The organism is Kribbella sp. NBC_01484 (genome assembly GCF_036227145.1).
Lineage (GTDB): Bacteria > Actinomycetota > Actinomycetes > Propionibacteriales > Kribbellaceae > Kribbella.
In genome coordinates this window covers 3,874,045-3,887,264 of the sequence record NZ_CP109437.1, presented here as the reverse complement: position 1 = coordinate 3,887,264, position 13,220 = coordinate 3,874,045, and the positions used below count along the sequence as shown (strand labels likewise).

Genomic DNA, 13,220 nt, shown 5'->3' with positions numbered 1-13,220 from the left:
CAAGTCGTCCCAAGATGTCTTAGGTTATGTGCATGGCCAACGAGCGACTGCGAGCCGCGATCCTGGAGAACGGCTTGACCACGCCCGCGCTCGCATCTGACCTTGGAGTCGATGTTAAGACAGTCGAGCGCTGGGTCAATGGGCGTGTGCCCTATCGCCGTTATCGGTACGCCGTATCGACCCGACTCGGGGTCGATGAGGGATACCTCTGGCCCGACGCACTCACCAAGGACCAAGTGACTGCAGCGTCGGCGAGCGAGGTGGTCGCGGTCTACCCGCGCCGATCCGAAGTTCCCCGAGACGCGTGGCGACGGTTCCTCGAGTCGGCCGACGAGGAGATCGGAGTACTGGTGTACGCCGGCTTGTTCCTTGCCGAGGACACCAGCCTGCACCGCGTCATCCGCAAGAAAGCCAACGCCGGCGCTAGGGTTCGGTTTCTTCTCGGCGACCGGGACGATCCACACATCGCGGAGCGCGGCGAACAGGAAGGCATCGGCGATGCGATCGCGGCCAAGATCAGCAACGCCATCGCCCTCTATCGCCCGCTCCGCGAAGTGGAGGGAGTCGAGTTTCGGATGCATCGGACCGTCCTGTACAACTCGATCTACCGAGCTGATGACCAACTGCTCGTCAACTCGCATGTCTACGGGTTGATCGCCTCCCACGCACCGGTCTGGCACCTGCGAAAGGTCGCCGGCGGCGAGTTCGCCAGCGTTTACCTTGAGAGCTTCGAACGAGTCTGGGACACCGCCGTACCGCTATCGGAGCACTGATGCCAGGACGAATCGACTACTACGACGACCCGACGGCACCCGCGGCGAACAGCATGGTTCCCTCGGTGAACGTCGTGGTCGAGGGCGGCAGCGGTCAGATTCTCATGATCCGTCGCTCCGACAACGACAACTGGGCTCTGCCGGGTGGCGCGATCGATCTCGGCGAGTCGATGTCACAGGCGGGAATCCGCGAAACCCTTGAAGAGACTGGCATCGAGTGCGAGATCACAGGTGTCGTCGGCATCTATACCGACCCGCGGCACATCATTCTCTATACCAGCGACGGAGAGGCTCGGCAGGAGTTCTCGATCGTCCTCACCGGACGATTCCTCGCCGGTGACCCGACGCCGAGCAGCGAGAGCAAGGAAGTCCACTGGGTCGAGCCCGCGCGATTGGGCGAGCTCGCGATGCATCGATCGATGAGACGGCGCGTCGATGATTACCTAACGCGTCAGTTAACGCCCTACTTCGATTGACCTCGATCGGGCCATTCGCTCCTGCACCCGACGGGTCGCACGGCGAAGCATCGGTGTCGATCGGCGCACGGACCGATGGACGACATGATCGGATGGGTACCGAACCAGGATCTCCGCGAGCCGGTCATCGACAGTCGTGGGCTCGCCGTCGACCGACGTACTCAAGTCGCAATACGTCAACGCGTCCAACAGCTCCAGTGGTGGCACCGAAAACTCATCGGACACTGGCGCGAGACCACGCTCCTCGGCCTCGAGAGCAGCCCCGCTGTGATGCGCAACCAACTGACATACAACCACTGGGACCTCAGGAAGACCGCCTAGATATCTCGCTCCGTCGAGCGGATGGAAGCCCGTCAGCGCCACAGAGCGGGCGTAGCCGATGTCATGCAGCCATGCCGCGACCTCGATCAGGTCCAACCGCTCCCCCATCGCCTCGGCGAGCGATCGCGCGCATCTCGCCACGCCTTGGGTATGAGCCCAGCGGCGCGGTAGTTCATGCTCGAGAAGGCTCTGCGCAATGCGGGCGGCCTCGTCAGGTTTGATCACCTGCTCGACGCTACGTCAGACCCATCGAACAGGACAGGACTTCGCGAGGACATCTCAGGACGTCCCGTCGGCCTCACGGGCACTATCGAGTCGGCCTCGCATCCTTCCAGATGCGAGAGAAGCTCGACATGTAGAAGTCGAACATCTCCTCCTGCTCCGACTTATAGAGGTGATACACCGGGGTCCGCGCGGTCGCGATTCCGTACAGGTGCTGGTTCACCAGGACCTGGTTGTCGACTCGATAGATCGAGTTGTACAGCACGACATCATGCAGGCGAAGTTCAAGCGCACCAACAGCAGCGAGCGGCCGGAGACGGCCGATCGCACCAATGATGCTGTCTGAAACCGCCTCTTCGTCGTCCTCCTCGGGTGTCACTCGAGAGCGATCCAGGCGGTCGGGATCGCCGAGCGCGACCGCAATCCGCACCCCCTGGTTCCCTTTGGCCGACAGAGTCTGCAGGAATCGAGACTCTTGCACCAGGAATCCTGCGCTGTAAGCGACAACGTCGATCTGGACTTGGGCGTCGGCAAACAGGGACAGCCACGCATCCCGCGGAATCAGGTTCCGTCGCGGGAAGGCCGCAGCCAGCTCCGTCGGCATCGACCGCTCAGGATGAGACGCCCGGACTTCCGGCCAAATCTCCCCCTCGTCGAGACCAAGCAGTCTGGCGAGCTGGTCCCGATACCTTGCGTAAGGCAACCTTCCTTCCATCCATCGCCGCACGGTCTTGGGATCGACGCCGAGGCGCGTTGCTACGTCACCTTCCGAGAGCCGCACCTCGAATAGTGCGCGTCGGAGCGTGTCATTCACCGGATCTCCCGCCTCAAGAGCATCTAGGAAGTCCCTAGTCGTCCCGTTGAGGTTAGCACTAGAAGTCCCTAGACGTCCCGATCCCGGGGTGCTGCCGTCCCCCGTGTCCAGACCAACCTTTGAGTACATGGAGAGCGTTCAGGTCCACAAAGACAGTCATCCGGGAGGACAACGTGACCGAAGAGGATGCGACGGACTGCCCCGCTCGAGTGCGGGTCTGGTTCGGTCGGTTTCCCATCGTCGACTACACCGCGAACCTGCGCGACGCGACCGCTCAGGCATCCGGCCTTCGACGACGGTTCTCGAGTCTGCGGGTGACGATCGATCCGGACGACAGTCTGCAAGCGGTCGATGCGGTCCGATGAGCCCGAATGGCGCAGGACCCGACTCAGGTGGGAAGGCTGGCGATCCCGGCTCGCGCGATGGTGGTATGCGCTCAACGCCAGGTTCCGGCGTTGGATGGATGAGGAGCGCTGACGTGATCGGGCGTCCGATGCCACTGGCCCTCGGCTACCTGCGGCGATACCCCTGGATGACGGAACTCGAGTACGGCGAAGTCCAGGAACGTCTCGCGATCGCCGCCAGGCGGGCCGGCCACACACTCGGAACGATCCACGTCGAAGAACTGCCGACAGATCCGCGGGCATTCGAGGTCCTACTCGCGGCGGTGGCAGATCTCAATGTCCGAGCCGTGATCATCCCGTCGAAGGCGCACCTCGGCCGTTGGGAGAACAGCGGTTCGAAGTACGAACGTCTGCGACGCGTGACCTCAGCCGAGATCATCGTGGCCACGGCTGGTCCCTAAACGAGCGAGCCCGACCGCACCTCGTCGGCACACGTCCCTCCTCAAGCGTCTGTCGACTCGGGCTCGTCTCCGGAGTCCTCGTCCGCGAGATCCCCGATCTCCTGCGCATCGCGCGGACGAGGACTCCACTCTCCATGCCGGTGGGCGAGCGTGCCGACCAACAACCGCGCTCGCCTGCCGTTCCACCCGCCGGGACCGGTCGAGTCTTGGCGTGCCCCCGCTGCCTCCCGTCGTCGCGACTCACCGGCGACGAGAGGCAGCGCGTGCTTCAGACATTCGAGCAATCGGAGAAAGCCGGTGATCAGCACCGAACTCAGTTCATGCGTTGTGGTCGAGGAGATCTGCACCATCCGCCCCTTCGAGCCGGATCTGCCGGAGGCGGCTCTAACCTGCACAAGGCTGGCCGATCACCGCGCCGTCTTCGCCACAGTCCGTTGGCACACGTACGACGCACGTACCAGGCCTGACGGTCGGTGCTGACTCCCAGGTCACCACGATCATCTACTTGTCTTCAGCCTGCTCCATCTGACGTACCCAGTCGATCACTTCGCTCTGTGGATACCGGACATACCGGCCGACTCGGATGCCGCGAGGTCCGTAGTGCTGAGTCCGCCAGCGGTAGAGAGTTCGCTTCGGAACCTTCAGGTACGCCGACAACTGATCCATGTCCCACAGCGGATCAGCCGTGTTCGAGGTGTGCATCGGTACCTCCCCCATCCGCCCGTGCTCTCTCTGGCTGAGGGCGTGTGCTGCGAGCGGTGGGCTCAGACGTCGCACTGGATCGTTCGTCCTCGGACTTGAGGACTCTGCGAATGTCTCGCACCGTCCGTCCGAGGATCTCGGCAGCACCTTCGGTGCTTCCGCACACTCGGACGAGCTGCACGACTTCCGCGGCAGAGGCGGCTTCCGCCTCGCGAACCCGTTCATCGTGACGCTCCGCGGACTGTTCCCGTGCCTTGATGGCTCGGTCTAAGGCTGCCTGAGCGCGAGTCGCGCGCGCAGTCGCCGATTCGATCCGGGCCTGCCGCTGGCGTGCCCTTCGAAGGGCGGCGACTCTCGAGCTGGACATCCGCGGCCTCCCGTCACCACTGGGGTCCGCCGAGCGAGCGGATCTGCGGATCGTGGCCGAGACTTGACTGCTCAACCATCCGCGAGGGACGCCGATCGCGGTCCGCTTCCATCCGCCGGACGTCTCGATCGACCGTCTGGATCAACTTGCGTGCGACCGACACGATCCGATTGCCGACCCCCTCGATGACATTCTCCGGATGGTGCCTGTCGATGCTGGCCGCCCAACTGGCGACGTACCGAAAGGATGAGCCGCCGGTGGACAACCCGTGGTGGGCCATCAGGATGTACGCGACGGACTCTGCCTCGATCTCACGCATGCCGCGGCACATGATGCTGCCAGCTGATGCGACCTGCCGGGCACTGTGCATCCGTAGGTGCGCGACTTCATGCGCGAGCCTGGAGACAGCGGTGACATCATCCAGACCGCTTCTGATAACGACCGTCCGGTTGTGATAGTCCGTGAACCCATCGACGCTCACGTGCCCCGTACTTCCCTCGACAAGCGTGTACCCAGCCGACCGCACCCGATGGCTCAGAGCACGCCACAGATCGGCTGTCGGAGCACCTCCTCCGATTGCGGGCGGCACGGGCAGCGGTGGTCCGTCCGTCTGCGACACATCCCAAACCGAAGCAACGTTGAAGCCGATGAGCCGGCCCCCACCACGAGCCGACCGCGCCCGATCGAACTCGAGATCAGCTTCGACGAGCTCAGCTGTCTTGCCTCCTCGGTGCCGGATCGCCGGAGCCAGGATCCGGATATCGCGGTGGCGCTGGTTCGCGGCGACCGACCGTCCGAGCTTCGTCCAGATGTCGGATCTCGCTACCTGGCTGGCAAACGGCATCTGGAGGGTGATCAGTACGACGTTGCGGAAGGAGTAGTTGCGCAAGGCCACAGCCGCGTCGAGCCACCTCACCCACTCGACACCTGACCTCAGCCCACGGATCTCCGAGTGGAGCGCGTCACGCAGGTTCTCGGGGGTGACTCTTGCCCTGTCCATCGGTCCTCCAAATGAGTCGGGGAAGCTCAACGTTCGGGACCGGTTGGATCCAGGTAGATCTCCGGAACGAGGTCAGTGGATGCGGGCTCGTACCACCGCCACCGTGACCTCTTCGCGACCGGTGGAGCCGTGACGCGGTCAGAGCCAAAGGGACGTCGCAGGGTGGCCGTCCCGGCGATTCGTTGGGCCACGTCAGCCGCCACGGACAGCTGATCCGTGAGCTCCGCTAAGGTGGACGTCAACTCGTCGAAGCAGGACGACCGATTTGTCCTCACCCAATGCCGCTGCGGATACCGCAAGCGCCACACGCTTGAACGAAACTCGTACTCCGGATCGCGCTTCGCGAGCTCAGCCCGCGGGACGAACAGTTCCCCGCGCATCACGAGCCAAGTCACGGTCTCCTGCTGAACGCTCGCTACCCGATGAGCCGCACGCATTAACTCGTCGACGACCTCGCGAACCAATGCAGCGGCCTGCTCGTCGGTCACGACATCCTCGGGCTCGCGTAGCCGCTTCCCGTCGCGTAGCCAGTTCCGGAGCGCTACAAGGAGTTCGGCGAAGAGAGGTTCAGCTGGTGCGTCACTCCGGCCGTTGAGGTCCGAGAGACGAGTCCGCCAGGCATGAGCAACCCGTGACGCAGCCCCATCCGCCGCACGTAGAGCGTGTGCAAGCTCCCGCAGATCTTCACTCTGACCGGCTGCGGCTCTCAAAACACCGACGAGGTGCGCCGCATAGCCGACCACTGTCCGCAGCTGCGCAGTGCTCGACCGGAGATCGCGCGTCAGTACGCCGACCGCTGACGTTGCCTCGTGAGCCGATTGCCACCTCGCGGCTAACCGAACCACCTGAGATGGCGTATTGGCCGGCGTGATCGGCAGAGTTGTTGAGAGACCGCCTAGGGTGCCGATGTCCGCGGAGCCATGTCGGCGGAGGAACTCAAGTTCAGCGATGATCTCAACCAGGTGCCGGAACAGCGGACTAGTCGACTCGGCACCGCAGAACCTCTGACTGGTGAGCCTCGTCAACGCCGCGCGCGCTCCCAGAGCCGTGATCGACGCGACCTCCGATCGAGCCGCCACCAGAGATCTCTCGTCCTCCAAAGCGACGCATGTGCTCCCGTTCTGACTCGCAAGCAGATCGCCGCCGGCACCAAGCGACTGTGCCAGCGCATGGAGCGGTCCGGTGGCCCGGACATCGGCGATGCTCGCGAAGGCGGGCGTGGACATCTCGAGCCGAAGCCATTTGAAGTGATGGCGAGCGGCTGTGAGCGTCGCCCGCCACCCGGCTACCAGGTCTGACGTGTCAGCCTCGGCCGAGTTGTACGCCGACGCTGCGTCCCGTCGCGCGGCCCACAGGAGATCCTCATACGTCACGCGCATCCTGAACCATCCGGATGTCCGCAGCGGCCGACCTCAAGGCGTCGGCGACCGCGAGACGCCAGCTCAGTTCGTCAATCGAGACCTCGAGCCGATCAACCTCGAGCGCTGCCTGGTCCAGCAGCTCGGCTGGGTCGGCATCGAGATCCTCGTCAATCGGCTCGTACGGCGATACCCCGAGCAACTGGCAGGCTCGGTACCGACTGAAGGCGGTCATCGACCATCCGCCGCCGCCGTCCTTCGCCTCCAGAGACTCAATGACCGCCTCAGCCTGCTTCAGCAAGTTCGTCACGCGAGCGCGTGCATCCGACACATTCATGGGCTCCCTTTCGTCACAAGGAAGATGGGCCGGAACGATCCACGTTCCGGCGGATCCGGTTGAATCTGTGGATAACCACCCACCGTGCGACGCTCGAAGGTCCGAGCGTCCAGGACGTTCCACGGAGGCTCAACGTTCGGGGTCGGCTGCCTTCCCAACCTTCTCTCCGGATCGACCGGATGCGCCGGCCGGTCGCCAACATCCAGCCCAGGACCGAATCCGCACTCATCACGAGGGCGCAGGCCTGCGCCGCGAGAACAGTTGCCTGATACTCATGCCGGCGATGGCTCGGGCTAGCGCCAGGCCTTGAATCTCTGAGGTGCCTTCGAAAATGGTGTAGATCTCTTCCAGTCAAGCGGACATCACTTGGCGGAGGACCGAAAACGACCTCTGATCTGTGGCTTTACCTCTCATCGATGTTCGCCATTGATCGTCGCCTGTCAGCGTCTCACGGAGCTGTGACGGAGCAAGAATTTGCCTGCAGCAACATTTCGAATCGCGAGAGGCTTGCGCACAGGTCCCGATCTGAGCTTGTGGCCTGCGCAGACCGCGTCAGTCAGCTTCGCCCAGGTCCGGCTCGCTGTCGGCGCCACCTTGTGGGCCTTCCTCCGCAAGCACCCGGATACGCACTCCATCAGTTGCGCCGACTCGGTCGATCACCTGTGTGAGCCCTGCACTTGACCAGAGAATCACGGTGTACGGGACAGGGACATTGGCGAGGTGCGCTGCAAGTCCCACACCCGCCACGAGGACTTGGCCCGGATTGAGCGAGCGAAACGCTGTCTCGCGTTCGAGACGCTCGGTGGAGGAAGTGACGGCTCCGACGACCTGCCGGCCGACGTTGGCCAGGTGTGCGGCGATGTAGCTGACGTCGGCAACCTTGACCGCCATCACGACGCATCGGTTACCGTCGACTTGCTCGGCAGCCAGTACGTCGTCCAGCGATCGCAGGCGGGAGTCCTCGTCGGATGCATCCTCAACTCGATCCAGCAGATTCCACACTCGCCTCAGGATCAGTTCAAGCACTGGACGCGTCTGCGCCCCGCGCAACTCTGCATCGTGCTCAAGGGCTGCGGCCACATCCAGCAATGCGGTATGCAGTGAGGCTAGGCTCTTGCCTGCGCGGCGGGCATCCCAGGCAGCACTGACTTCGGCGTAATCGCGAAAAATCTGGTCTGCATCCTGCTGTAGGAGGCTCTCGATCTCGCTGGGTGCGTGCCACACTGTATCGAAAAGGGGGCGGCCGATTGCAGCCACGACGTCCGGCAGACTGATGACCGCGACTATCGGCCATTCACGTGCCAACTGATCAGGCGATGACGTCAATGCGATGCACCGATCGGCTCGCAGACGCTCCATCAGAGCCATGCCTCTCGTGTGCTCCTCGTCGAGGATGACCAGGCCATAGTCGAGCTCCGAGAGTGCACGACCACTGAGTCCACTGATCGCTTTGCCCGTCGTAGCTACCAGGACCCGCCCGCCTCCGGACTCCGCTACCGGATCGTCCAGCAGCCCCAGCACTGCCTCGGAGGTTTCGAGAACGGTGACACGCGTCTCGTTGTCGTCGTCCGTCAGGCGATCGCGCCACTGCTCAGCCACCACTGAGCGGGTCGTGAGCACCAGCACAAGCTGTGAGGCCGCGACGTCACGAATCAATATCTCCAGGACGCGGCGGATACCAGATCCTGTCGGAGATCGAACCACTGCGTAACGCGGGCAGTCCGGGTCCCTCAGCTTCTGCAGAACAGCATTGTGGAGATCGGCGAGCGATGCTGGCATCGTCATGCTCCCTCCCTGATCAGCAGCCTGCGTCTCAGCAACGCCGCTGCGCGCAAGAGCGTCCCGATCTCCTCGTCAGACACGAAACCCCTAAAATGCACAACCTTGTTCCTGATCTCGCGCACCGGTTCGAGGGTGCTCTGGACCAGTTCCCGGCTTCGGCCGAACGTCGTACGGAAGTACCGACCGTAACTTGCCTTGTGCAGAAGAACCGAATGCAGCTCATGAAGTGTCAGATCCTCTAGCGCAAAGTCTTCGAGGCTGGCCGCAGAATGTGCCGCGTCCTCCTCGGTCGCGAGCACCGCCGCAAGGCAGTCGAACAACTCGCTGTCAGAGCACGCGGAGCGCATCAACTCTCGCGTGGCAAGCTCGATGTCTTGGAGGAGAACGAACGGCCGTGTCCGGCGCCACAGAAAGCTCGTGACGTCTGACGCGGTGACGATGGCCAGCAGACGATCGTCGTCGCCGACAAGAACGGCGTTGTCCGAGTCGATCCATGGCAGGATCTCCTCGACGTTGTCGGACGGACGCACGAACCGCAACTCCTCGATCAGATCGTCGACCGGCGCAGCTCTAGGGTCGTCTTGGGTGCGCAGGTGAACGATCTGCTGTGAGAAGGACCGGTAGGTGAAGACCCCGATCACCCGACTGAGAGGGTTCACGACGGGCAGCTGGTCGAATCCACGAGCTTCCATCAGATCGAGCGCGGACCCAGCTTCTGTTCCGATAGGAACCGTCACGACCTCCTGCTCGAGCGGCACCAGCTGGGCGATTCGCACGAATCCGACAGACCCACGCAGTCCACCCTGAGGTACGGCGACCTCGGGCGAACTCAACTGGCGCCGCATTCCTGTCGGCGCCGCATCGAACCCGAAGCCGCGCACCGCGCCGGTTCTCGCAACGCTTTCTCAGTGATCACAGGACGCCATCCACTCAACAACAGGTCGAGCTGTAGCCTATCGGGTCGTTTGCTGCCCACGGAACAGTGACGGAACAGGCCACGCCAGCGCGTCTGCGAAGTATTCGATCACCGGGTCGACCCAAGGCGAGCGCGAACTCAGCTTTGCACGACACACCTGCCCCAGCGCGGTGTGTTCACCGTTCTTCGGCTTTCGGTCACTTCGAAGGATTCATCCGCGCCGATTTCAGTGATTCAGGCATGCTGTTCGGTTTCGCAGCATGCCTGGATCAGCGTCGTCAGAACGACCGCGTCGTTAAGGACGACCTGGTCGTCAGCAAACGCCCCAGCACCCGCCGCCAATCACCCGGCCAATCAACAACCGTTCCGCGGATCGTACGCCAGGAGATTGCTGGCTGCCCGGCTGTGCTCTGGGCAGCCGCGCCAGAAGCATTCGGCCGACGAACATAGCGACCTTCGCCGGGCCCAAGACGATGTCGGCGCGGCGGCGCAGGTCGGGCAGCGGGACGACTGCGTCGCGTGCGGGGTCGATCGGGAGGCTGAAGGCGGACGTTAACGGGGCGACGGGCCTCGCACTGCCGGCGCGCCCTCCCGGCGGGCGCATTATGGCCAGGGGCGCTGCTTCTGCCGCCTCGGCCGGGCACCGAGAGGCATGACGCCGCGGCGTACCTTCAGCAGGCTTTCGTCCTTTATGTTCTCCCGCACCGCCAGACGGCTTAGGATCCGCTGCTGCGTCTCCGGCGTCCAGAACACACCGAGCCGACGCCTCGCCCGCGTGATCGCCGTGTAGAAGATGCTGTGGGAGATCCGCTCCTCGTTGGCGTCCGTGACGACCACCTTGACCGAGTCGTACTCCAGGCCCTGCGCCTTGTGGATAGACACCGCGTAGGCGATCTGGAAGGGGACCAGCGTGTTGACCTCGTCGTCATCGTCGTCCGAGTCCGGCCGCTCGAAGACGTCGAACTGGACGGTCGAGCCCTCGACCCAGCGCAGGTCGGTGAAGCGCACGTCGCTCTCGGTCACCTCCCGTTCGAGCTCGACGTCGAACGTGATGCGGCCGGGCACCCGTTCGATGCCGGTGATCGTGCCCTTCAGGTTGTTGAAGATCACTGGGCGGAAGCGCTCGGTCTCGCTGAACAGCACCGGGTCGCCGGCCTTGTAGGTCGCCTCCCCCCAGGCCACGGCGCGACTCGGGTTGCCCGCCTGCAGGAACCGGTTGACGTTGTTGATGCCGTAGAGCCCGTCGTAGTTCAGGCAGAGCACGATCTCGTCGTCGCTCTCGCGCTGGAAGAGCGCGTCGCCCAGCGCCTTCGAGTAGCCGTTCTTGGAGAGCGACTCCTCGATCCGGTCGTCCAGGCTCCGCACCCGGTCCCACAGGGTGAGCAGCGCCTCGTCGTCCGTCCGCCATGGCTTGGTCAGCTCGAAGACGGACTCCTTCGGGACGTAGGAGCGGGCGAGGCTGAACCAGTTGCCGAACTGGATCGACTCGATCTGGTAGACGTCGCCGACAAGGACGAGCAGGTCGAATGTGGTGCTGTTGAGTACCTTCAGCAGGTTCGCGTTGTCCACGAAGCTGCACTCGTCGATCACGACGACGCCATAGCTCGAGCCGAACGACGCGCTTCTGTTGACTTGACTGGTGATCGTGCTGAAGTCGGAGTTCAGCGCGTGCACCCGGCGCTTGAGGTTGTCGACGGCCGGGTTGGTGTGGGCGAGGAACAGCTTCCGCTCATCCGAGAAGTAGTTGGCGATGTGGTCCACCATGGTGGACTTCCCGGTCCCGGCCGGTCCGTAGACGAGCGCGACCTTCGAGCGCGTGAAGAGCGCCTTCAGCGCCGTGGCCTTCAGCTCGTCGTCGACCTCGCCCGGGTTCGCGTCCAGCCACTCCTGGACGCCGTCGGCGTGCCCCTCGATGCCCTCGCCAGCGATCGCCTGCAGCTTCTCGATGATCTCGACGGTGTCGTCCTCGTACCCGACGATGAAGACGTGCCCGTTCGCGTGCGCGAGCTTCCGCGGCGCGTGCCGGTCGGTCGGCGGGAGCAGCCGGTTGTGCTTCTTGATCAGCGCGTCGACGTCGCCGAGGTCCTCGCACTCGGCGGCCGGCATGTAGATCGCGCCGTGCTGCTCGACATTGTTCCTCACCCGGCGGGCCAGCAGCTCGTGCTCGCGGCCGGTCGCGTCCAGGCTCTCAGCGAGGTCCGCGAACCGAGGGACGTGAGCGGCGGGAGCGGTGCAGAACGGCATCGTGTCGAACGGGCTGCTCCGCGACGTGAGCCCGAGGCCCGACAGCCACCTGTTTGGCGTGGGGTCGTACTGGGCCTTGATCCACTGGTTGCGCATCTGGAGCATCAGGTACCGCAGCACCCGCGACCCCGGCCGCTTCGCGCGGATGACCGCCCGGGCCTCATCGAGCGCCGGGAAGATCAGCGGCGTCCGCCGGGAGCCGGCGAGAGCCCAGCTGCGGATCTGGCCGTAACCCGCGTCGGTCATGTCGACGAGGTCGAGCAGGCTGGAGCGGGTGGTCGTCAGGTACTGCATCAGGTTGCGGTACTCGCTGTGGCTCGACCGGACCCGCGTCGACTGGCCGAGGAGCCGCGCGAAGTTGTCGAACTCGCAGGGGCGGATCGAGACCTCCCACGACCGGATGACCAGGATCGGCATGGTCTTCCCCAGCGCCGTGATCGACTCGCTCGACAGGTCGAGGTAGGCCGCGTACCGGTCGGTCATGTCGATGTCGGTGAACGCGATCGTGCGGTCGAACTTGCTCGTCCAGTTGTGGGCCACCGAGAAGGTGACCTCGTAGTAGACCCGCCCGCCGGTGAAGAACGGCCGCGAAGTGTGGACGTAGTAGCGCTCGCGGCGGGTGGAGGCCTGCGTGGCGCGGGCCGCCTCGATGCGCTCCGCGATCTTCTCGTGGTACTCCCGCAGGGACGGGTCGAGGTCTGCAGGGAACCTCTCCAGGTTGCCGAGGATCGCCGTGCCGAACTCCTTCAGCGCGAGGTCGCGCGTGCGCACCAGGTACTCGTAGTACTTGAGCATCAGCCGCTCGGACGGGTCGCCGTCCAGCGTGTAATGCGAGGCACTGGCCTGGAGCAGGATGTGGAACCTGCTGAGTAGGCGGAACCTCGCCTTCGCCTTGACCTCGTCCAGCGCTGGCCCGACTTGGTTGTAGTGGAACTCGGCGGAGGAGTCGCCGAGGTGCGCCCAGACGATGAGCCCCTCGACCAGGTTCCGGAGCTGGGCGAGGAGGTTCTGCGAGAGGAAGCCTCGGTCGCCGCCGAGACTGGCGATGTTCTGGCAGATCACGCCGTCGACGCTCTTGACCTGCTGTTCTACGGACGCCACCT

Annotated in this window: 13 protein-coding genes; 4 read left to right on the top strand and 9 right to left on the bottom strand. The window is 64.2% G+C overall.

The window, feature by feature from the left end; all coding sequences use genetic code 11:
* Positions 1-32 precede the first annotated feature (32 nt).
* Both OG555_RS19140 and OG555_RS19135 read left to right on the top strand, forming a co-directional pair.
* On the top strand, positions 33-773 hold the full coding sequence (locus tag OG555_RS19140) for a helix-turn-helix domain-containing protein (RefSeq protein WP_329484266.1): 741 nt from the start codon (positions 33-35) through the stop codon (positions 771-773).
* A gap of 65 nt (positions 774-838) precedes the next feature.
* On the top strand, positions 839-1,249 hold the full coding sequence (locus OG555_RS19135; RefSeq protein ID WP_329484265.1) for an NUDIX hydrolase: 411 nt from the start codon (positions 839-841) through the stop codon (positions 1,247-1,249).
* On the opposite strand, the gene OG555_RS19130 is transcribed toward OG555_RS19135, so the two are convergent.
* Positions 1,229-1,678 (bottom strand): HD domain-containing protein, encoded by a 450-nt coding sequence (locus tag OG555_RS19130; RefSeq protein ID WP_329484846.1) that lies wholly within the window; start codon positions 1,676-1,678, stop codon positions 1,229-1,231. The genes OG555_RS19135 and OG555_RS19130 overlap by 21 nt on opposite strands.
* Positions 1,679-1,877: 199 nt before the next feature.
* Complete coding sequence (locus OG555_RS19125) at positions 1,878-2,606, bottom strand: XRE family transcriptional regulator (RefSeq protein WP_329484264.1); 729 nt, start codon at positions 2,604-2,606, stop codon at positions 1,878-1,880.
* 173 nt (positions 2,607-2,779) lie between these two features.
* Between OG555_RS19125 and OG555_RS19120 the strand changes: the two genes are divergently transcribed.
* A complete protein-coding gene (locus OG555_RS19120; RefSeq protein WP_329484263.1) occupies positions 2,780-2,971 on the top strand; it encodes a hypothetical protein in 192 nt (63 codons plus the stop codon).
* A gap of 113 nt (positions 2,972-3,084) precedes the next feature.
* Complete coding sequence (locus OG555_RS19115; protein ID WP_329484262.1) at positions 3,085-3,411, top strand: hypothetical protein; 327 nt, start codon at positions 3,085-3,087, stop codon at positions 3,409-3,411.
* Between the two features lie 501 nt (positions 3,412-3,912).
* Here OG555_RS19115 and OG555_RS19110 read toward each other — a convergent pair.
* The 7 genes from OG555_RS19110 to OG555_RS19080 all read right to left on the bottom strand — a co-directional run bounded on the left by OG555_RS19110 (position 3,913) and on the right by OG555_RS19080 (position 13,218).
* The gene (locus OG555_RS19110) at positions 3,913-4,113 is read right to left on the bottom strand and encodes a helix-turn-helix transcriptional regulator (RefSeq protein WP_329484261.1); all 201 of its coding nucleotides are present in this window, start codon (positions 4,111-4,113) and stop codon (positions 3,913-3,915) included.
* Between the two features lie 380 nt (positions 4,114-4,493).
* Entirely contained in the window at positions 4,494-4,961 is a 468-nt protein-coding gene (locus OG555_RS19105) for a hypothetical protein (protein WP_329484260.1), read from the bottom strand.
* A 545-nt stretch (positions 4,962-5,506) separates the two neighbouring features.
* Positions 5,507-6,853 (bottom strand): hypothetical protein, encoded by a 1,347-nt coding sequence (locus OG555_RS19100; RefSeq protein ID WP_329484259.1) that lies wholly within the window; start codon positions 6,851-6,853, stop codon positions 5,507-5,509.
* Entirely contained in the window at positions 6,843-7,148 is a 306-nt protein-coding gene (locus tag OG555_RS19095; protein ID WP_329484258.1) for a hypothetical protein, read from the bottom strand. Before OG555_RS19095 ends, OG555_RS19100 begins: the two co-directional genes overlap by 11 nt.
* A 579-nt stretch (positions 7,149-7,727) precedes the next feature.
* Positions 7,728-8,960, bottom strand: a complete 1,233-nt coding sequence (locus OG555_RS19090; protein ID WP_329484257.1) for a hypothetical protein — start codon at positions 8,958-8,960, stop codon at positions 7,728-7,730.
* Complete coding sequence (locus OG555_RS19085; RefSeq protein ID WP_329484256.1) at positions 8,957-9,838, bottom strand: CBS domain-containing protein; 882 nt, start codon at positions 9,836-9,838, stop codon at positions 8,957-8,959. Before OG555_RS19085 ends, OG555_RS19090 begins: the two co-directional genes overlap by 4 nt.
* Positions 9,839-10,476: 638 nt before the next feature.
* Positions 10,477-13,218 (bottom strand): ATP-dependent DNA helicase, encoded by a 2,742-nt coding sequence (locus OG555_RS19080; protein WP_329484255.1) that lies wholly within the window; start codon positions 13,216-13,218, stop codon positions 10,477-10,479.
* Between the last annotated feature and the right edge of the window lie 2 nt (positions 13,219-13,220).